This window comes from Sulfurimonas sp. NW9 (genome assembly GCF_051132275.1).
In the GTDB taxonomy this organism is placed as follows: Bacteria; Campylobacterota; Campylobacteria; order Campylobacterales; family Sulfurimonadaceae; genus Sulfurimonas; species Sulfurimonas hydrogeniphila.
In genome coordinates this window covers 754,929-776,096 of the sequence record NZ_CP093236.1, presented here as the reverse complement: position 1 = coordinate 776,096, position 21,168 = coordinate 754,929, and the positions used below count along the sequence as shown (strand labels likewise).

At 36.5% G+C, this 21,168-nt stretch carries 20 protein-coding genes; 7 read left to right on the top strand and 13 right to left on the bottom strand.

Features of this window, described 5'->3' with window-relative positions; genetic code table 11:
• The first annotated feature begins 8 nt into the window (after window positions 1-8).
• Window positions 9-500: a CZB domain-containing protein gene (locus MLC44_RS04580; protein WP_434658640.1), complete on the top strand. Its 492-nt coding sequence runs from the start codon at window positions 9-11 to the stop codon at window positions 498-500.
• A 32-nt stretch (window positions 501-532) separates the two neighbouring features.
• Here MLC44_RS04580 and MLC44_RS04575 read toward each other — a convergent pair whose 3' ends face one another.
• Window positions 533-904 carry a hypothetical protein gene (locus tag MLC44_RS04575; protein WP_151900736.1) on the bottom strand — a complete coding sequence of 124 codons (372 nt, stop codon included), beginning with the start codon at window positions 902-904 and terminating at the stop codon, window positions 533-535.
• Window positions 905-982: 78 nt separating this feature from the next.
• Between MLC44_RS04575 and MLC44_RS04570 the strand changes: the two genes are divergently transcribed.
• Window positions 983-1,381: a rhodanese-like domain-containing protein gene (locus MLC44_RS04570; protein ID WP_151900737.1), complete on the top strand. Its 399-nt coding sequence runs from the start codon at window positions 983-985 to the stop codon at window positions 1,379-1,381.
• A gap of 129 nt (window positions 1,382-1,510) precedes the next feature.
• On the opposite strand, the gene MLC44_RS04565 is transcribed toward MLC44_RS04570, so the two are convergent.
• Window positions 1,511-1,744 (bottom strand): hypothetical protein, encoded by a 234-nt coding sequence (locus MLC44_RS04565; RefSeq protein ID WP_434658639.1) that lies wholly within the window; start codon window positions 1,742-1,744, stop codon window positions 1,511-1,513.
• Window positions 1,745-2,058: 314 nt separating this feature from the next.
• Here MLC44_RS04565 and MLC44_RS04560 point away from each other — a divergent pair, with 314 nt between their 5' ends.
• On the top strand, window positions 2,059-2,766 hold the full coding sequence (locus tag MLC44_RS04560; protein ID WP_434658638.1) for a DUF445 domain-containing protein: 708 nt from the start codon (window positions 2,059-2,061) through the stop codon (window positions 2,764-2,766).
• Between the two features lie 4 nt (window positions 2,767-2,770).
• On the opposite strand, the gene MLC44_RS04555 is transcribed toward MLC44_RS04560, so the two are convergent.
• Complete coding sequence (locus MLC44_RS04555) at window positions 2,771-2,977, bottom strand: RNA-binding S4 domain-containing protein (protein ID WP_151900740.1); 207 nt, start codon at window positions 2,975-2,977, stop codon at window positions 2,771-2,773.
• Window positions 2,967-3,227 carry a GIY-YIG nuclease family protein gene (locus MLC44_RS04550; RefSeq protein ID WP_151900741.1) on the bottom strand — a complete coding sequence of 87 codons (261 nt, stop codon included), beginning with the start codon at window positions 3,225-3,227 and terminating at the stop codon, window positions 2,967-2,969. The genes MLC44_RS04555 and MLC44_RS04550 overlap by 11 nt, the downstream gene beginning before the upstream one ends.
• Before the next feature lie 159 nt (window positions 3,228-3,386).
• On the opposite strand from MLC44_RS04550, the gene MLC44_RS04545 reads away from it, so the two are divergent.
• Window positions 3,387-4,139: a response regulator transcription factor gene (locus tag MLC44_RS04545; RefSeq protein ID WP_151900742.1), complete on the top strand. Its 753-nt coding sequence runs from the start codon at window positions 3,387-3,389 to the stop codon at window positions 4,137-4,139.
• Here MLC44_RS04545 and MLC44_RS04540 read toward each other — a convergent pair.
• The 5 genes from MLC44_RS04540 to pepN form a co-directional block, all read right to left on the bottom strand.
• Window positions 4,136-6,430 carry a hybrid sensor histidine kinase/response regulator gene (locus MLC44_RS04540; protein WP_418641192.1) on the bottom strand — a complete coding sequence of 765 codons (2,295 nt, stop codon included), beginning with the start codon at window positions 6,428-6,430 and terminating at the stop codon, window positions 4,136-4,138. The two genes, MLC44_RS04545 and MLC44_RS04540, sit on opposite strands and share 4 nt — an antisense overlap.
• Before the next feature lie 10 nt (window positions 6,431-6,440).
• Window positions 6,441-7,259, bottom strand: coding sequence for a peptide deformylase (locus MLC44_RS04535; RefSeq protein WP_434658635.1), 819 nt, complete (start codon window positions 7,257-7,259; stop codon window positions 6,441-6,443).
• A 57-nt stretch (window positions 7,260-7,316) separates the two neighbouring features.
• Window positions 7,317-7,493 (bottom strand): hypothetical protein, encoded by a 177-nt coding sequence (locus tag MLC44_RS04530; protein ID WP_188109968.1) that lies wholly within the window; start codon window positions 7,491-7,493, stop codon window positions 7,317-7,319.
• Window positions 7,494-7,508: 15 nt separating this feature from the next.
• Window positions 7,509-8,978 (bottom strand): NAD(P)/FAD-dependent oxidoreductase, encoded by a 1,470-nt coding sequence (locus MLC44_RS04525; RefSeq protein WP_434658633.1) that lies wholly within the window; start codon window positions 8,976-8,978, stop codon window positions 7,509-7,511.
• Between the two features lie 169 nt (window positions 8,979-9,147).
• Window positions 9,148-11,709, bottom strand: coding sequence for an aminopeptidase N (pepN, locus tag MLC44_RS04520; protein WP_434658631.1), 2,562 nt, complete (start codon window positions 11,707-11,709; stop codon window positions 9,148-9,150).
• 210 nt (window positions 11,710-11,919) lie between these two features.
• On the opposite strand from pepN, the gene MLC44_RS04515 reads away from it, so the two are divergent.
• The gene (locus tag MLC44_RS04515) at window positions 11,920-13,728 is read left to right on the top strand and encodes an EAL domain-containing protein (RefSeq protein WP_434658630.1); all 1,809 of its coding nucleotides are present in this window, start codon (window positions 11,920-11,922) and stop codon (window positions 13,726-13,728) included.
• Here the strand turns inward: MLC44_RS04515 and MLC44_RS04510 are convergent.
• Window positions 13,725-14,999, bottom strand: a complete 1,275-nt coding sequence (locus tag MLC44_RS04510; RefSeq protein ID WP_151900748.1) for a DEAD/DEAH box helicase — start codon at window positions 14,997-14,999, stop codon at window positions 13,725-13,727. The two genes, MLC44_RS04515 and MLC44_RS04510, sit on opposite strands and share 4 nt — an antisense overlap.
• A gap of 157 nt (window positions 15,000-15,156) precedes the next feature.
• Here MLC44_RS04510 and MLC44_RS04505 point away from each other — a divergent pair, with 157 nt between their 5' ends.
• Together MLC44_RS04505 and MLC44_RS04500 are read left to right on the top strand one after the other, a co-directional pair.
• Window positions 15,157-17,007 (top strand): EAL domain-containing protein, encoded by a 1,851-nt coding sequence (locus MLC44_RS04505; protein ID WP_434658628.1) that lies wholly within the window; start codon window positions 15,157-15,159, stop codon window positions 17,005-17,007.
• A 79-nt stretch (window positions 17,008-17,086) separates the two neighbouring features.
• On the top strand, window positions 17,087-17,575 hold the full coding sequence (locus MLC44_RS04500) for a DUF2062 domain-containing protein (protein ID WP_346388508.1): 489 nt from the start codon (window positions 17,087-17,089) through the stop codon (window positions 17,573-17,575).
• Between the two features lie 84 nt (window positions 17,576-17,659).
• Here the strand turns inward: MLC44_RS04500 and lgt are convergent, their stop codons facing one another.
• From lgt to hemN, 3 genes are read right to left on the bottom strand one after another with little or no spacing between them, the layout of a single operon-like run.
• Window positions 17,660-18,445, bottom strand: a complete 786-nt coding sequence (gene lgt, locus MLC44_RS04495) for a prolipoprotein diacylglyceryl transferase (RefSeq protein WP_434658626.1) — start codon at window positions 18,443-18,445, stop codon at window positions 17,660-17,662.
• A gap of 1 nt (window position 18,446) precedes the next feature.
• The gene (locus MLC44_RS04490; protein ID WP_434658625.1) at window positions 18,447-19,730 is read right to left on the bottom strand and encodes a (Fe-S)-binding protein; all 1,284 of its coding nucleotides are present in this window, start codon (window positions 19,728-19,730) and stop codon (window positions 18,447-18,449) included.
• Window positions 19,731-19,732: 2 nt separating this feature from the next.
• Window positions 19,733-21,103: an oxygen-independent coproporphyrinogen III oxidase gene (gene hemN / locus MLC44_RS04485; RefSeq protein ID WP_434658624.1), complete on the bottom strand. Its 1,371-nt coding sequence runs from the start codon at window positions 21,101-21,103 to the stop codon at window positions 19,733-19,735.
• Window positions 21,104-21,168 lie beyond the last annotated feature (65 nt).

Here is a 21,168-nt window from a genome sequence, read left to right as displayed (position 1 = left end):
AGCAGGGTATGAGCGAAATTCAGACAAGTTCTGAACTGATGAAAGAGACAGTAGATGCCTCTACCGCTAAAATAGAAGAGTTTGAAACGACACTCATTGAACTGAGTGACTCCTCAACAAAAATTGTAGACCAGTCATACTATATGGAAAACAGTATATTTATTGTACTGGCAAAAATAGATCATATTTTATATAAATCACGAGCATATAACTCTTTGATTTCTTTGAAAAAAGTACTCAAAGCAGTCTCTTCTCATGAATGTAATCTTGGAAAATGGTATGATCATGAAGGAAAAGAACGATTTAGCAATACTTCGGCTTATCCGCAAATAGCACAACCTCATAATATTGTCCATGAAAATGCAAACAAAATCTTGCATTCCTTGATAAAACAAACGCGCAAGAAGAGGTATTGGAACATGCTCAGGATATTTTACACAACTTCGAAGATATGGAAAAAGCATCAGAAGAACTCTTTATACTTCTTGACACTATGCTGAGTCAAACACAAAGAGAAGAATAAGCTCTTTGTTTACTCCCACTCCTCATATTTGGAGTGAGAGTGCTTGTCTTTTTTATACCGTTTGGCATTTTTACTTTTCTCCAACTGGTTTATACTGTAAAGCAGTTCTTCTTTAATATTATCAATATCTTCATCAGAATCTTTATAGCCTATCATTTTTTTTACGAGCTGTTGCAGATCCTGCAGTTCACCCTTGTACAGTTGCACCTCTTCCACCCGATTGAGCAGTTTCAGCGCATTGTCAATCTTTTTATTGTACTTTTCATGGTCCAGGGCATCGCTGTTTAGCAAGTAGGACAAAATACTTTTTTTAAATCTTTCCAGTGCTCGGATATACCGAAGCCTGTTTGCATTCTCGATTGCTTTTTTTGATGCTGCCATTGTAAGCCTATTATTTATTTATGAGTATAATTATACAAGAGATTTCTAAGAACTCGAACAATATTTGGAGAAAATACCATGAAAAAAGCAATTTTACTGCTGATGCTCTTTGCTCTGTCCTTAGCAGCAGAAGTAAAAAATGAATATATTTCACAAGAATTACTCAAGCAAAATATTCCTATTGTAGATATCAGAACACCGGGAGAATGGAAAGAGACCGGTCTTTTAAAAGGTGCAATTCCTATCATGTTTTGGGATGCAAGAGGAAACTATGATGTAAGAAAATTTTTAAATGAATTACATAAAAAAGTTGACACCACAAAACCTTTCGCCCTTATCTGCCATACAGGCAGCAGAACTTCCATAGTCGCGCCGTGGCTTGCAAAAGAGTTTGGGTATAAAGTAATCAACCTCAAGGGTGGAATGGAGTATGCAACCAAAGGGTTACATCTCAAAACAGTATCCTACAGGCAATGAGTCGATTAAAAACAGTTTTAAAATTTCTTCTTTTTCTGACACTCCGAATTGTGATAACATTCGGAGTGCTTGGATTGCTGATTTTTCTTCTCTGGGGTGCTCTTTATCTTATTTTTTACTAAATCCGAATCAGAGTAATGATTTTATAACATTACTGACCCCTTGGTGCAGATTATAATTGGCTATTGGAAAGTCCAGACTTTCATTTTCCAAGTTCACCGTATACCTGCTTAAATATGTCCCTAACTCATTCAAGTCTATCGGTGTGTACTGCTCACATTTCTCCTCTTCAAGTTTTGTCCGTACTAATTTATTTGCCTCATTAGAGTGTGCAAGGGTAAAAGCCAGTGTTTTCAAACTCAAAAAATCACTCCATCGAAGAAAAATTTCGGGAGTCAACGTCTCTATATACTCTCCTTCCGGTGTAAACAACAGATCATTGTCCCGCAAAGGAACCAGTACCGATAAAATTGCACGTGAAAAGGGGCCACTTTATCACTCCAAAATGGTGACTCATTTCTTGTTTTGAGCTCTTTTTCAATTTCATTTACTATCGTATCTAGACTTTCATTTTTAAAAAGTTCATATGTTTTTTGTTTCATACCCTCATCCATGTAATATTTTTTATAATCATACACTTTTAGTATATAATTTCACATTTAAAAAGGAGCAATAGTATGAAATTACATAAAAGTTTTATCACAAACCTCACTGCGCTGTTTCTTGTTGGAATATCTTTTATAGTGCCTTTATACAAAGAAGCTTTATTATATGCAGGTCTGTTTGCACTCTCTGGTGCCTTGACAAATCAGTTGGCAATTCACATGCTCTTTGAAAAAGTACCTTTTTTGTATGGTTCCGGTGTTATCGTAGAGAGATTTGAAGCATTTAAAAGTGCTATAAAAAATCTTATCATGAATGAATTTTTCACAAAAGAACAGCTGGAAAAGTTTTTTGCCAATGAAGAAAAAAAAATAAACCTTGTACCTATCATAGAAGAGACAGATTTTACACCTGCTTTTGATGCTTTAAGCAAAACAGTAATGGAGTCCTCTTTTGGCGGCATGTTAGGGATGTTCGGCGGAGAAAAAGCCTTGAGCACTTTAAAAGAACCTTTTACAAACAAACTCAAATCAGCAGTCATAAAAATAGTCACATCCAAAGCATTTAATGACACCCTGCAACACCACCTTAGCCATTCATCCTTAAATGACGATATGATACAATCAATCGAACGGGTTGTAGATGCAAGGCTGAGTGAACTGACGCCTCAAATGGTCAAAGAAATCGTACAAAAAATGATACATGAGCACCTTGACTGGCTGGTTGTATGGGGTGGCGTATTTGGAGGAGTTATCGGACTACTGAGTTCTTTTATACTATAGAAGTTTAAACAACTTCTATAGTTACATCATCACCTACACTCAACACATCGCCTGCTCTTATTTTGGCTCGTTTACGCAGTTCAACTTCTCCATTACGGGTCACATATCCATCAGCTACAATCATTTTTGCCTGTGCGCCGCTGTCTACAAGATCTAACACTTTTAATAATTTATACAACTCTATATACTCATCTTTTAACTCAAATTTCATCTACTCTCCTCTTTATAATTTTCAGTTTTTCTGACCGTGATAATTTTTTTATTTCATATTCACGCTTTGAAGCACTGCTTCTGTTTGTATGTTCTTCATTATATACCAATCTTACCGGTCTTCTGATTTTAGTATATTTTGCACCTTTTTCTGAATAGTTATGTTCAGAAACCCGTCGTTTCAAATCTGTTGTTATCCCTGTATACAGGCTATTATCACTACATTGTAAAATATATACATAATATACCATTTATACGTCCTTTCATCAAACTATATCATAACTACAGTATCATTTTGTAACAATTTCTTAAAAATATATGAATTTAGTTGTAAATAACAAAAAGTTATAATATAATAAAGACTTAATTTATCACAAATTGGTCACTTTTTTTTAATATAGGAAAAGAACATGGAAAAACAAAAAGTAATAATAGTCGAAGATGATGAAATCACATCACTTAACTTAAATATGTCTTTACAAAAGCACGGATACAGTGTGGTGGCGATGTGTGATAATGCTCCTATGGCAAAAAGTAAAATAGCTACACACAATCCGGATGTCATTATTATTGATATCTCTTTACAAGAAAGCAATGACGGAATCGAACTTGCAAAAACTATAAAAGAAAAATATGATATTCCTTTTATTTATCTCACTTCGTACAGTGATGATGACATTATTGCCCAGGCAAAACTTACTGAACCTTATGGATATATTGTAAAACCTTTTGACCCCGGATCTCTGCATGCAACTATTCAAATGGCTTTGTTCAAATACCAACAGGAAAATGAGAGAAAAGAGAATATCAATTCACTCAAAGTAGATAAACTGAATCTGGAAAAATTACTCTATTCCAAGCGTTCACAAGACAAACCAATTGTTCCGTTCGGGGGTGGTGATTACCATCTTGACATCAGTATATGCGAAACCTTTTACAAAGGGAAAAAAATCAAGCTTACAAAAAAAGAAAATGCTTTTTTACGCCTTCTTGTTGCCCAACTTGGTTTGGTTGTATCATTTGAGCAGGCAATGAACTATGTCTGGGACGAGCACGGTGCTACAGAAAACAGCGTCAGAACACTGGTTTGGAGACTGCGGAATAAACTTGAAACAGACATTATAAAAAATGCCTCAGGAATTGGCTATTATATAGAAGATTAATTTATTTTAATGGATGCAATCTTTTCTTCTATTTCTTTCAGGGTTTGCTCATAATTATAGTCTGCATTTTCAAGTTTTGCCATTCTTTCCATTTCAGTTGCATTTTTTTGTAAAATTTCAATTCTGAAATTTCCACTTGACCCTTTAATACTATGAGCCAGAAGTGCTGTTTTTTTATAATCTCTTGCAGCAACCGCTTTTGCCAAGTCACTCAGGGTCGTTTTCATTTTTTTGATAAAAAGTGTCAAAAGCATAATAAGTTCATCTTCATTCAACATCAACTCTTTCATCAGTTTCTTCGCATCCAACCCTGTAATCTTTTGGTTGTCAGTGGAAGATATATCTGTTTTATCTTCCTGTATAACACTGTAGGAATCCAGTTTCAGATATGCCATAAAAACACGTTCCAATTCTTTTAAAACCAGAGGCTTCCCTAAAAATGTGTCAAATCCGTTCAGTAAATCTCTCTCTTTACTCCCCTTTAACACATTGGCCGTCAGGGCAGAGATTGGCGTATGACTTAAACCGTTTTTTTCCTCGTATTCGATAATTTTAATGACGGCATCTGTTCCGTTCATAACAGGCATCTGTTCATCCATAAGAATCAAATCATATTTGTTTTTTTGATACAGTGCAACCGCTTCTTTTCCATTGTGAGCCAAATCAAATGTCAAGCCATATCTGTTGAGGACAATCTTCATTAATTCCTGGTTTGCCTCATTGTCCTCAGCAACCAGGATATGTCCCTTAAATCTATTGGATATTTTTTTATTATGAATTAATGATAATTCAGGGTTGAGCAGCTCATTGAAATGTTTATGAATTTTTGAACAATACAGAGGAAAACTCATCGCTTTGATGTGCGCATAGTGTTCATATGTATCATACTCTTTGCTCATAAGTGCTATATATTTTTTCCCAGAGTAGATAATCTCTTTTTGTATGTTTATGTCACATGTCTCATGTACAAATATACATATGTCAAACTCGCAGTCCAGCGTCTCTACAACACTGATGTTCATCGCAAAAATTTCAGCATACTTCAAAAAGGATTCATGTCGGAAATCCAAAACTTTGTCTTTTGCATAAAGTACCATTTTTAGTTTCTGAAAATCGCTGATATCTTTAAATACCTGACACTCATTATTTTGCACTGCAACAGGAATATCCAGCCAAAAGGTACTGCCCTCTCCCACCTGTGATTCTACATGAACACTTCCATTCATTAACTCTGCAAGCTGGTGTGATATACACAGACCCAGACCCGTTCCCTCTTTGTTGTTGTTTTGGCTAAACTGTGCCTGTGTAAATGCTACAAATATACTTTCCATATCTTTTTCGTTTATGCCGACTCCGTTGTCTGTTACACTGATTTTCAGTTGGTTGTCATGACAGCTTGCTTCAACCTTTATCACACCGCCGTCGGGTGTAAATTTTATGGCATTACTTAAAAAATTTGAGACTATCTGTTGAATTCGAAGGACATCGCCAAACAACTCTTTTGGAATACGAGGATCTATAAATGAAGTAATGGTAATATTTTTTGAATTTGCACTGGCTACAAAAAGCTCCATCGTATGGCTCAGCTCTTCATGCAGAGAAAAAATCTTTGGTTCAATCGTAAACTCACCGCTTCTCAGTTTTGAAAAGTCCAAAATATCATTGATAATACTCAGTAAGTTTTCGCCGCTGCTTAATATAATATCTAAATAATTTCTGTGTTTATTGCTTATATCTTCATCCATCAAAAGGTTTACAAACCCTAAAATAGCATTTAAAGGCGTGCGAATTTCATGAGACATATTGGAAAGAAAGTACTCTTTTGCCTGAGAAGCACGCAGTGCTTCCTGTCTTGCGTCAATAAGCTTTTGAAAAATACTGTCTGTATAATACTTTAAAATACCTTTAAAATTTTTATCAAAAATATAAGAAATCTCTTCAAAGATCTCTTTTGAATTTATTTTCGCATCATAAGTGAACTCTACCATAGAACGACGAAAATTACTGCATATCTCAAACAGCTCGTCAGCACTGATTTCACGATGTTTCAAATAGGCCAAAAACTCCTGCATAACAGGACAGTCACCGATATCTCTCTCACCCGCGATTACACCCATAAAGTAGTCAAATACACCGCTGGCATATTTTTCTATAAATTCTTTTTCATCTATCTTATGTAAATGAAGGATCTCTTTTACAGAAGCATACAATATCCATTGCTGTAATATATCTGACTTTGAAGATACAAATACGCCTTTTACTGCTCTTAAATGGATGCTGCCTTCTTTCATTGTTATACCATTATCCTACATGTAACAAAAAGTATGACGCAACTGTAATGACAAACAGTTTCACCAAAGATATTGCAGTTGTTCCGACAATATTGCCCAATTGGCAACTACTGCATGCGACATAAAGTTTTCCTTCATACTGAGCATAAAAAAAGTAAACTATGTTTAACCCGAGGACTCCGTATATCGTATAAAGTTGATATGTCCATAAAGTCTGTAACGTCTGCTCCTTATCAATAAAGAAAGATGCTACAAGCGGAAGAAGCATAAAAAACATAACGACATTTATGAGTTTCAAAATTTTGTCTCTGAAAAAGACCGTAGGACAGTAATCGGCATTTGTAGTATTTATACCATTTTCTAAATTTTTTTCAAACTTCTCTTTTTCTTCTTTGGACATTTTTTGCACAAAAGTAGCGCCAAAGGTATAGTCTATTTTTCGCTGAATTCTTACAGAAAAATTTCCACTTGCCTGCAGTGATTTATCATTTCCGTTTCTGTCTTGATAAACAACGCTGATAGTTTCAAACCGTTGTATCTGTGCTGTTTTTCCAGGATAGTACAGCGTTGATTCTGTAGCCGTGACAGTACCCTTATGGTTTATCAACCGGGGGTTTATCATCTCTATCAGCTTCCCTTCATCATCTTTTACAATAATCAGGTTATAGTAACTCCCTATCTGATAAGCACTCAAAGCATCCAAATTATTTTCATTGATAGTATCTTTGAGATCTTCTATCAAGGCAAACAATTCATCATCAAATTTTCTTATGTCTACAGCGTATTCTATACTCAGGGGCGTAGGATGCGTTATAATCTCTCTTACCATTATTTTTTATACCTTATACACGAAAGAGTCTTGAATAAAATTTCAAGACTCTTCTTGTTAATGACTTTTACCTACAACTATAATCATTTTTATATTGATTATTATAAATCTGATAAACTGCCAGATTACACACGTACGCATTTTTCTAGCAAATGCCCCCGGTATCATTGTTAATGTAAACTGATCATTCTTTTGAAAATTTACCTCTTCTTCAACATGTTTTACTTCGCTCATAATATCTCCTCTTTTTTATTCTGGAATTAATGTCCAACCTGGATTTAGTTTTGCTTTATAGATAAACAGATAGTGTAAAATATGTTTAATCCAGTGTCCAGCAAGACCTATTTCACCAAATGTATAGTCTGTATCACGCCCTGTTCCCGGATATTTTTCAAAATCAGGAACAACAGGATAGACTGTCATAGCAGCCGCAGTCCCGTCAAACAAACCTTTTCCGGCACTTGCAACACAGGCAGCACCCATTTCAGCCATTGACGCTTCATGCAGGTGGGCATTTTCGCCTTTTGTAATCATATCACAAACAGAGTGTGCAACCGCTTTTCCGATAATACCAGAAGGCATACCCGTTCTTGGAGGCGTCGGATTAATCGGTGTTCCGTTTGGTGATTTCATCGGTTTAGAGATAAGATGTGGCGGAGCAAAAGCAATACCTGCAGCAAACATATTTTTATAAGTAGGATTTTGGTATGTTCTTGGCCAGTCACTTGCTTTCCACTCTTCGTATGGCTTTGGCGTATAGTCCGCATCCACTTTCATGAAGCCGTTTGGAGCAAATACCGTATCAGTAATATCTTCACCGGCTTTGTTGTAGGCTTTTAAACCAACACCCGCAAAAGGAGGAATAAGCATTGCAAAATCAAACTCTTCTTCACCAGTTGAACCGTCAAGCAGTTCATACTCAACTTTTCCGGCTTCTACTTTACTTGTATGTGCACCGATAAGCCAGTCAACATTTCTTTCGGCAAAAAGGGATTCTGCAAACAGTTTGGAAGAAACAACATAGCCGCCAACTTTCATATGCAGTCCGCCCATACCGAAGTCACCTAAAAAAGATTCATTGGAAATCCATTTCATATCTGCCATGTCACGCACACCGGCTTTTCTTAATTCATGCTCAATATTGAAAATATACTCAAATGCAGCCCCCTGACATGTACACATTCCGTGTCCTGTTCCTATTAGGAATTTTTGACGGGTACCGCCTTTCATTTTTTCAATGGCTTCATTTAATTTTTCTGAAGCATGGACTGCATGGTCAGCTGTACAGACAGAAACAGTATGCTCACCCAATTGACTACCTTCGCCTAAACCCGGAGTAGCTCCGAAATTCAGCTTTGGTCCTGTCGCATTGACAATATAATCATACTCTATATTTTCAGTCTGTCCTGCTTTGTCAGCACTTGTATACTCAATAGTCACAAAAGGTTTATCACTTGACTGCGAACCTTCCGGATTTAAAGAGAGCGCTTTTGCCTGACGATAATCAATACCGGCTTTTGCATAAACAGGCGCTAAATCAAATGTCACATCCTCTTTTTTCATTTGGCCGACACCCACCCAGATGTTTGACGGAATCCAGTTCCACTTGGCATTTGGAGTGATAACAACAACTTCATGATCTGAGCCTAACCATTTTGCAGCGAATGTAGCTGTTGTATGACCAGCAACACCACCACCTAATACAACTAATCTTGCCATATAATTTTCCTCTATAATTTAAGTTCTTGGTAACTTTATCAAAATAATATCACAATGTTATCACATGATTTTCTTTCTTTTTTAGATAAATTTTAAAAGCAAAAGACACAACAGCCTGAAAATGCCTAAAACAGGGCATTTGTAAAAACAGTAACTCCACAAATTAAGTTTATTTTAATATTTTATCAATAATTTCAAAACTGTTTTTTGAAAGCCCCTGTGTAGAAATTACACGCGAGAGTTCTTTTTTTATCAGTTCTTGATTATGTTTGTTCATTTTATCACAGACTTTAAAAGCACCGCAGAGCCCTGAAGCTATTTGCGGATTAATTTTATCTATTTCTATGATTTTGTCAGCCAGAAATTTATACCCGCTTCCGTCTTTGGCATGAAAATGTTTATGGTTTCGCGCGAAAGAACCGACTAAAGAGCGGACAAGATTAGGTACTTTTTCATCATATACTTTGTCTCTTTGAAGTTTTTCAACACGTTCGAGCACATCATAACGGCTCGAAGATGCCAAAATTGCAAAATATTTGTTCATGACGAGTGTTTCATCTTTATATCTGTTATAAAAATCCTGCAGTGCAACTTCAGCATACGATACATGTAAGTTTTCCAAAACATCCAAAGCAACAATACGGTCAGTCATCGTAAGTGATTCTTCATACTGCTTTTGTGCCAACTCTGCGACCTCACTATTTTTCAAAATAGAGAGAATTTTCAATGCTCTGTTTTTTATAGCTCGTTTTGCAATATGTTTTGCTGCTAAACTTCCTGATGCAGGCAGATGATTTTGCTTATAAATATCTAACAACTTCTCTTTGTATTTTTGCGCTATATGCAACAACAGTTGATCCTGTGCATCATATATCACGTCAAAATCTATCTCTTTTTGCAGTTGCATAATTGCTGAAACAGACGGCAGTTCCAAAAGCAGTGCTTTGTAAGACAAGTCGACATCCAAATCAAGCAAATGTCCATAGGCATCTACAAAATCATTATTGATTGCATTCGACTCTATAATTTCATTGATTGTCCGGAGTGCAAAATTCTGTGTTGCCTCATACTGCGTAAAACTGTTTGTATCATACTTCATTAAAAAGGCATAGTTGTTTTCTTCCTGTTCTACAATTATCGGTGCAGAAAAATCCCTGTTTATCGAAAGTACCGGTTTTTCTTTTAAATTATCAAATACAAAAGTTTCACTTTCTTTCGATATTATCAAAGTTTCTGCCAAAATCTCATTACCATCTCTATCTAAAAGCCCCATCTTTAAAGGGTAATAATAAGGCTTTTGTTTTTTTCCATCAACATCATCTGGAACTTTTTGTGTTAATAATATGCTATATGTCCCGTTTTCAAACGACTCCTTTACATGTAAACGCGGTGTACCGCTTTGTTTGTACCATCTTTTAAAAAGTTCCAAGTCAAAATCACCGCATTGATGCATCGCCCATAAAAAGTCATCAGTGGTAACCGCCTGTCCGTCAAAGGTTTCAAAATACAAATCCATTGCCTGTCTGTAGTTTTTCTCACCCAAAAGTGTATAAACCATGCGTATCACTTCTGCACCCTTTTCATAGACCGTAGCCGTATAAAAATTGTTCATAGATATATAAGACTCCGGCTGAATAGGATGGCGTGTCGGGGAAGCATCTTCGACAAACTGTCTTTCTCTGAGTGCTTTTACATCTTCAATGCGTTGCACCTGTACTGAATTCATATCTGCTGAAAAGCACTGGTCGCGAAAAACTGTCAGTCCCTCTTTGAGTGTGAGTTGAAACCAGTCTCTACATGTAATGCGGTTTCCTGTCCAGTTGTGAAAATACTCATGCGCTATCACAGACTCTATTCCCATAAAATTGGCATCAGTGGCTGTATCGGTATCTGCCAGTACATAGGCGGAGTTAAAAATATTGAGTCCTTTGTTCTCCATTGCACCCATGTTAAAACTGTCAACCGCTACAATATTGTATATATCCAAATCATAGGCACGCCCGTATTTCTCTTCATCCCATTTCATAGAGGCTTTCAGCGAGTGCATGGCATGATGACACTTCTGCTCATTTCCCAAATCGCAGTAAATATTCAATGCGACTTTATTGCCTTGTATTGTTGTAAATTCATCACTTATACTGCCAAGATGCCCTGCCACAAGCGCAAAAAGATACGAAGGTTTTGGATGCGGATCCTGCCAGGTTACCCCATGGCGTTCATTGAAATCATCATGACATTTAATTTTGTTGCCGTTACTGAGTAAAACAGGATACTTCTTTTTGTCTGCAAAAATCGTCGTTGTAAACAGACTCATGATATCCGGACGATCAAGGAAAGGTGTAATACTTCTAAATCCCTCAGGCTCATTCTGGGTACAAAAAATATCGCCTGATTTATACAGCCCTTCAAGTTCTGTATTGTCTTGCGGATATATTTTGTTTTTTATTTTTATCTCAAATGCATCAGGAACATTGAGAACAGTCAGGTGTTCCTCTTCGATAATATAACGGCTCTCCTGCAACTTTAAGGCGTTTAAAGAAAGCTCTAAAAGTTCCAGATTCACAGCATCAAGAGTTAAATCATTCACACTTGCATCTATTTTTTTTATCTGCATAGTATTTGTCACAAGTGTCTCTTTTTCAAATAATTCAAACAACAAATCAACACTTTCAATTGCATAGGCGGGCTTTTTATAATCTTTTAGATATTTTGCTTTTACTTCTGTATTCATTATTACTCTTTCATTTTTAATACTGATATTTTACTTAAATTTTCCATGAAAATTCATTAATTTTAAAGTATAAGAAAGTTTTATACAATATAATTCCACATGTTCAATTCAAAATTAATAAATTTCAAAAACTTACTTGTTTTTATCCTCATATACACACTCTTTTTCTTTCTTTACGGATTATATTCTTACAGTACGGCCGAAAAAGCCTTGCATGCAAATATTAAACAAGAACTGCTCCATGGTGCAAACAGTGTCCCTTTGATTCTTAAAAGTACCTACCATGATGATAATTTGCTTGCAAAGAAACCTTCGTATGCACAAGATTTTGAAAATATTAAAAATCTTACTCAGTTTATCCGTAATACCCATCTTGCGTATGTATACTCCTTCGTCCGGGATAAAAACAATATCATCAGATTTTCAAGTTCAAGTGCCAAAGAAAAAGATTTGGAACAAAACAGCAGTGACATCTACTCTTTTGATACATATACAGACCCACAACTGCAAGAGCTTTTTAACACTGCAAACTTCAACCAACCTCTTTTTAATCATTCAAAAGACAAATGGGGAGACTTTTACAGTGTCTACATCCTTAAACAGACAAAAAACGGTAAAAAATATGTTGTCGGTGCCGATTACAATATTGAGGACATCATCACACTCAAACATATACTTTTAAGTAAAATTCTGTATTTGATTGTCCCTGTATTTTTTATCATTCTGTTTTATATGTTTTTCAACTTCATCGTTGTCAAACGTTTAAACAGTATTGTGACACAAAAAACAGACGAAATTGAAAAGGCTTACAATGTTGATGCACTTACGCAGCTTGAAAATGCCAAAAAACTTGTTTATGACTTAGCTAAAAAACACAATGACATTCCCTTTTTTATTGCCATTTTGGATATTGAACATTTTGGTATGCTGAATGATATTTACGGTTATGCCTACGGAAATGAATATCTGAAATATGTTGCAAAACTGCTGCAAAAAAATATCTCTTTGGACCTGAAACTGTATAAACTCCATGCAGACTTGTTTTGCATAGTCAACACACAGACAATGCCGGTAAAAGCATTTATGCAAAAAACAGAAGATATACTCTCTACTTTGCATCACCAAAAATTTACCTATGAGGGATACAAAACTACACTCAGTATGAAAGCCGGCATAGGAGAAGTTGTTGAAAGTTCCAATCCATTTATTCATGCCGAAATAGCCTTGAAGTTTGCAAAAAAACACAATATGCTCTTAGCCCTGTATCATGAAAATATGAATCACAACAAAAAAAACAAACGTATTTTGGATGATATAGATTATGCCCTGCAATATAACAAGGTCTACAGCTATCTGCAACCCATATATGATGTCAAACAGCACAAAATCATCAAATATGAGACACTTATGCGCCTAGAGAGACAAAACGGAGAGATTGTTGCTCCATGGTATTTTTTGGATGTAGCCAAAAAGACACCTCTTTATCATAAACTCTCTCTGCAAATGTTTACACAGGTTATTCAAATAGCCAAAAAGAACCCTTCTTTAAGCTTTTCTTTTAATATTTCCGCTTTGGATATTCAAAATTCAGAATTCTGCGAAGCCATTTTTACGCAGGCGGTCCAAGAAAATATTGCCCGGCAGTTAACCTTGGAAATTTTAGAAAGTGAGGAGTTTGACAATTTTGATGCACTCTGTAAATTTATACAAAAAGCAAAAGATGCCCGGATCACAATTGCCATGGATGATTTTGGAAGCGGATATTCCAATCTTTCAAATGTCATTAAACTGAATCTCAATTATCTTAAAATTGACGGTTCCATAGTCAAATATATTGCATCAGACATACATTATGAAAAACTCTTTAAAAATATTATCAATTTGGCAAAAGAGCTTGACCTTATAACCATTGCTGAGTATATAGAAGACGAGACGATACAAAACAAGGCTATAGAACTTGGGATTGATATGCTCCAGGGCTATCATATAGGAAAGCCTCTGCCCGATATTTTAGACTAGTCTCTCTTGGTTGTCTTACGCTTTTTCGGATTTCGTTTCGTCTGTATGCCTGTGGTATTTTTACTGTAGTGACGAATTCTTTTACTTTCAGGCTTTTTATGCTCTGCTTTGAGTTTGACTTCATCCACATCTTTTCTTCGTATCGTCGGGTCCGGTTCAAAACCTTCTACCACTTCTTGAGGAATTTTTTGTCCTATAAGCTTTTCTATATCTTTTATGTCATATTTTTCATAAATATCAATGAGAGAAATTGCCTCACCTTCACGTCCTGCACGCCCCGTACGACCGACTCTGTGAACATAATCTTCAGGAATTGAAGGCAGTTCGTAGTTAATGACATAAGGCAACTCTTCTATGTCCAAACCACGTGAAGCAATGTCGGTTGCCACCAATACTCTTGTTTTACCCTCTTTAAACTGCTTGAGTGTTTTTAAGCGGTTTGCTTTTGTTCTGTCTCCGTGAAGAATCCCACATTTTAGTCCGTCTTTTTGCAGTTCCTCAAAAAGTCTGTCGGCACTTGCTTTTGTTCTTGTAAAAACCAAAACCTGAGGAAAGTTTCTTGAACCGATGAGATACGCCAAAAGCTCGGCTTTTCTTGCAGTATCCACAAGATAGGCCACCTGATTGATTGTATCTACCGTTGTATTTTTCTTCGCTGTTTCTATAAATGCCGGTTTGGTCAAAATCAGTTTGGAGAGCCTGCGTACCTTGTCACTGAATGTTGCCGAAAAAAGAAGTGTCTGATGTCTCTTTGGCATAAGCGGATGAATTTTTCGAATATCTTTGGTAAAACCCATATCTAACATTCTGTCCGCTTCATCAAGCACAAAGATTTCCACATCTTTGAGGCTCAGACCGTTTTCTATATGTTCCAAAAGACGTCCGGGCGTTGCAATAACAATCTCCGTCCCCTTTTTCAAGGCTTCACGCTGCTTTTGCAAATCTTTGCCGCCAACCAGAATCGTTGTCCGAATCTCCATATATTTTGATAAAGCCGTAATATCATCATGTATCTGTATACTCAACTCCCGTGTAGGAGAAAGTATAACAGCACGGACTCCTTTGCCCTGTACAGGTTTTCTCAGTTTTTGCAGTATCGGCAAAACAAAAGCGGCTGTCTTGCCTGTTCCCGTCTGTGCTGTTGCAAAAACATCTTTTTTTGCCAGTACCAAGGGGATAGCCCTTGTTTGCACCAGAGTAGGCTCTGTATAGCCCAAATCCTTTATAGCATCCAGTAACGGCTTAAAAACTCCCAGCTTTTCAAATGACATTTTCTTCCCTCAATCAATTAATATATCTAATTTTAGCATATTTTCTTCCCTTTGTATCACATTTTGTTTATAAATCAGATAATAAAATTTAATAGCTGTTTCAGCAATACTTGTGATAATTTTGTGATATAATTACCAAAAAATTAAAAGTTAGCGAATGATTCAAGCCTATAAACATTATTTACATATACTGCTTAACACTGAACAGGTCAGTGAAGATGAACTCAAAGAAGCATCTATTATTATAGTACCGATGATTATAGGGCCCATAAGCCTTGTCTGGGCTCTTATTTATATCGCTTTTGAACAGTATATTCCGGCACTCATCCCTCTTTTTTACTCTTGTGTCTCATTTATAAACCTTTGGTGTTACAGGCGAAATAAAAATTTGCTAATCATTCAGAAAGTCCAAATGTTACTGGTCCTCATTTTACCATTTCTGCTCATGTGGACCTTAGGAGGCTTCGCACAGGGAAGCTATGTCATGATTTGGGCATTTTTTGCCCCTATTGCCTCGCTTATTCATGAAAAAGAGCAAAAGTCTCAGTACTGGCTCTATTCATTTGTAGCCCTGGTGGTGTTGTCAGTAATCATAGATCCTCTCCTGATTACACATTACAATCACACCATACCGCCGCTTGCACAGGAAGTTTTTTTCTTTTTGAATGTTACTGCCGCTTTGTGCGGTATATATCTTTTACTCAAATATTTTATTCGCAAAACAGATATCAACACAAAAGAAAAACTCAAAGAAAAACACAATGAACTCATGGAATATACCCAGGATGAGTTAACCAAAATGTTTTACACAGACTCTCTGACAGGTTTGCCAAACAGACGGGCCCTGATAGAAGCAAAAAAGGAGATACACAATTTCTCGCTTCTTTTGATAAACATAGATACTTTCAGTCAGATCAATGATCTTTATGGTGAAAAATTCGGAGACAAGGTTCTTATAAAATTTTCTGAATTTTTGCAGGAAAATCTTAAAAAGAATCCGGAATGCAAACTGTTCAGACTCAGCGGAGACGAGTTTGTTTTACTCTCCAAAGAGAAAAACCGCGACACACTCAAAAATAATCTCACAAAACTTATAGAGGAGATACACAAACATCCTCTTACAATTGAAGACCATGATATCTATTTAAACATAACCGTCGGCATCTCTTTTGAAGAAACAGAACTTCTCCTGCCAACTGCAAATATGGCACTCAAACTTGCAAAAAAAGAGTCAAAAAATATCGTTTTTTACAGTGATGAAGCCTCACTCAACGAAGAATATGAAAATAATCTAAAATGGATTCAGGAGATAAAAGATGCCATCCTTGAGAACAGAATTGTTATGTTTTTTCAACCTATTATGGATAACAAAACGCGTACAGTTACCAAATACGAATCACTGATACGGCTTGTAGACAAGAAAGGCAATATTATTACACCATGGCACTTTTTGGAAATTGCAAAAAAAGCCAAACTTTATAAAAAACTGACAAAAATTGTGATCAGAAAGAGTTTTGAAGCTTTTAAAGACAATACCTATGATTTTTCCATTAATTTAACCATTGAAGATATTCTGGATCACAATATGAATGAATATATTTTTCAAATGCTGCAAAACTATGGCATAGGGAAGAGAGTTATTTTTGAAATTGTCGAGAGTGAAAGTATAAAAAACTTTGACACCGTTGAACGCTTTATAAAGAAAGTGAAATCCTACGGATGCCGTATTGCCATAGATGATTTTGGCACAGGGTACTCAAACTTTGAATACCTTATGAAACTGCAGGCAGATTTCATCAAAATAGACGGCAGTATTATCAAATCCATTCTAAACAACAAAAGTTCAGAAGTTTTGACCTCCGTCATTATTTCCTTTGCCAAAGAGATGAATATAAAAACAATAGCAGAATATGTTGAAACGAAAGAGATACATGAAAAACTCATAAAAATGGGTGTAAACAAATCACAGGGTTATTATATAGACAAACCGAGTGCAGACCTGCACTAAAACATTTTTCACTGCTGTTTATAAGTTCTCTCCTGCTATAATCGTGGTCAAATATAATTTATATAAAACAAGTACAGAGATGATAAGAAAAACTTTAAAAAAAACCTCCAAACATAAAAAACTCAGAGATTTAATAAAAAAATATAAAATACCCCCAGAGTATCTTGCAACAAACCGTAAAATGATTTCACGCGGTGTACTTATAGGTCTCTTTATAGCATTTATTCCTATGCCTATGCAGATGGCAGCCGTTTTGCTTTTTGTACCCTTTATAAAATTCAATGTACCCGTAGCTCTTGCCATGTGTTGGCTGAGCAATCCTTTGACAATGCCTCCAATGTACTATATGGAGTACCTGACCGGTTCATTTTTGCTTGGCATACAACCGGAACCTGTACAAATGACACTTGAATGGTTTTCAAACAACTTAGACAATATTTTTATACCTCTTTATTTTGGTACTGCGATCTATTCTGTTTTTGGTTCCATTGCAGGGTACTTCTTAGTAAACTTTCTTTGGAAACAATCTGTTGAAAAGGAAAAAAAGAAACATTATTCAGACAGGTAAACTGCTTTGTTTTTGCTTCACCTTTTAGTCTTTAAAGACGCATAGTCCAGACTGAAGTCTGGATTCTAAAAGAGATATTAAGGCTTAAACCTTTTGACTCTTTTTATAACTCCACGCCATTAGGCCAATGCCTACAATCAAAAAGGGAATACTAAGCAGCTGCCCGGTTGTCAAATCAATTCCTAATGAATAATCAGCTTGGCGAACTTTGACAAATTCAATTAAAAATCTTGCACTGAAAACCAACACAAGAAAAAGCCCAAACAAAAAGCCCTTTTGCAGCTTCTTATAGTTTCCTTTATAAATCAATGTCAATACAAAAAAGATAAAAAGGTACGACAAAGCCTCATAGAGTTGCACAGGATGTCTTGGAATCATATCCACCCTGCTAAAGACAACAGCCCAGGGCAGGTCACTCGGTTTGCCTATAATTTCGGAATTTATAAAATTTCCCATGCGGACAAAAAAACCAAAAAGTGCCGTGGGGATTACAAGCCGGTCAATCAGCCATAAAAAGTCTGTTTTATACTTTTTACATCCGTAATACAGAGCAATCAAAACACCCAGTCCACCACCGTGAGAGGCCAATCCGCCTTCCCATACGGCAAAAATCTTCATAGGATGTGCCAGATAATAATCCGGATCATAAAACAGGACATGACCGAGTCTTGCTCCTATAACTATTCCGACGACCGCATACAAAAAAAGCGGTTCAATCGTGCTTTCATCTTTGTTTTCCAAACGATAAACCCATTTCATAAACTCCAGACCCGAAAGTATCGCTGCAGCAAACAACAGCCCGTACCAATGTACCTGTAAGGGTCCAAATGAAAGTAAAATAGGGTCAGCGTTCCAGACAAAATGATTCATACTACTCTTTTAACGCCTCTACTATAAGTTCAATCGGATTTTTAAAAACCGTCTCAACCCCAGCATTGTGCATAGAGTTGTTTATCTGCATACGACAGGCACTGCACTCTGCACTGACAATCTCCGCCTTTGTTTCTTTAATCATGGCCGCTTTTGGCACACCTGCAGCTTTTGCAAAATGATACTTTTCTGTCTGCATGGTCACACCGCCAAATCCGCAGCATAAATTCGGATCACTCATTTCCACTATTTTATAGTTTTGGCGAATCAGATTTCTCGGTTCTTCGTGAATGCCCTGCATCTTTTTCGCATGACAGGGGTCATGGTAGGTTACTATCGGACCTGCTTTTTTCTTGGATGCCAGGAGATGTTCCAAATGGGTATGGTGCTGCAGCCACTCCGTAGCCATAAAAACCTTCTCCATAACCGCTTTGGCACGGGCTTTCCATTCCGGCTGGTCATGAAAATAGTGTTCATAATCTATCTTGAGCATTGCACTGCATGTAGCTTCAGGAACGATAATAGCCTCAACATCTTTGGTAAAACTCTCAAAGTATTCTATGTTAAACTTTGCATTTGCATCAACTGTATCAAAATCACCTGTAAAATACGCAGGCGCAGAACAGCATTTTTGACTTTTTGCCAAAAATGCATCAATTTCAAGCACTTCTAAAATTTCTAAAAGAGAATCTCCTATGTTTTTGTAATTGTAATTTGCCAAACAGCCTATAAAAACAGCTACTTTTCGCTTTCCGCCGTTGTTTATATTTTCAGGATGAGAATTTAAAAAAGATGTTTTTGTCAAACTCGGCATCAATCTGTCAGATTTTATAATCGGCAGATTGAAGCGTGATGTCATAGAATTAATATCATCTTTGATTTTAAATCCGCAGGTCTGAAAGGTATACCCAAGCTTAAATGCAATGTCATTGAGCCATCTGTGACGCAGAAGCAAAAAGAAGGCTTTTTTGTACCATGCTATACCGAATTTTTGTGCAATGTCACTGCGCACCTGCTCTATTATCATATCTGTCGGCAGTGACTTGGGGCACACTTCAACACAGGCCGTACATAAAAAACAGCTCTCAAATATATCTTTTGCCGTCTTGTCCAGCTCCAGATTTCCGCGTTTGTATGCGCCCAAAAGGTCTATAAATCCACGTGGAGAAGTCACCTCATCCGCATTGACATTATGAATGGTACACACAGGAATACACTTCCCGCATTTGACACAATCATCAGCAATCTCATTAAAATTAAAAATATCTTCTGGTTTTTTACTCATACTTACACCGTCTTTGAAAATGTTTTGTCACTGCCGGCATGACGCTTCATATAGGCATCAAAAGGCATGGCAATATTTCGAATGAGCAGGGTGCCTGTTGGGGAACACTCTATATACTCATTATTCATTGTTATTAATTCTTCTTCCATAAAAGGTTTTAAATCCAAAAGTGCATCTTCAAAATACTTTTTAAATTCCAACCCAAACATGGCTTCAAATCTTTTAACATCAAGCTTGAAATTACTCATGAGTTCCATAATGACATGCTGGCGAATCATATCATCTTCACTCAAAGCCACTCCCCGTTCAAACGGCAGTTTGCCTGCATCAATTGCTGCTTCATACGAAGGCATATCTTTAAAATTCTGAGCATAGTAATCAACTCCTTCTCCGATGGAAGTCAGTCCTACTCCAATCAAGTCTGCTCCGCCTTTGGTGGTATAGCCTTGAAAGTTTCTATGCAACTCACCCTTGTCTATGGCTTTAAAAAGTTCATCTTCTGGTTTCGCAAAATGATCCATACCTATCATTTTATACCCGTTGTTTGTTAAAAAGTCAATTGTGTACTGCATAATCTGCAGTTTTTCATCAGGACGCGGCAGTGTTGTTTCATCTATCTTGCGCATTGTCTTTTTCAGCCATGGCACATGTGCATAGTTAAATACCGCAAACCTGTCAGGATTTAACGTCAATGCCAACGAAAGCGTCTCTTTGAATGTATCAAGTGTTTGAAAAGGCAGCCCGTAAATCAAGTCAACATTGACTGAGTCCATATTGTATTTGCGTGCCAGATCCATTGCATCTTTTGTGATATTGTACGGCTGGACGCGATGCACAGCAACTTGCACTTTTTCATTGAAATCCTGAATACCAAAACTTACACGGTTAAATCCGTGTTCACTCATCACACGCATTTGCTCTTCATTGATATGGCGCGGGTCTATTTCACAGGAAATCTCTGCATCTGCGACAAAATTCGGAAAATAGGACTTGATTTCAGTTATGATTTCATCTAGTTGTGCAGCAGAAAAAAAAGTAGGCGTACCTCCGCCAAAATGCATTTGAATCACGTCTCGCTTACAATCCAAATGCTCTGAAAGAATTTTCAGTTCACGCTTGAGATACTCCATATACCGAATCATTTTATCTTCTTTTGAGGTAAAAACAACATTGCACCCACAAAAATAACAGGCATTTTTACAAAATGGTAAATGAAAATAAAGGCTCAAAGGACGAGAAGAGTCCTGTGTTTGCAGTTTTTTTATATATTCGTCATAACCAAAGGCATCATTAAATTCCAACGCTGTAGGGTACGAGGTATATCTTGGTCCCGGCTTGGAGTATTTTGTAAATTTTGCGAAGTCTAATTCCATCTGTTGCTTCCCTCTGTCAATAATTCATTGGATTATCTCCAAAAAGTGTTGAAGAACTCATAAAA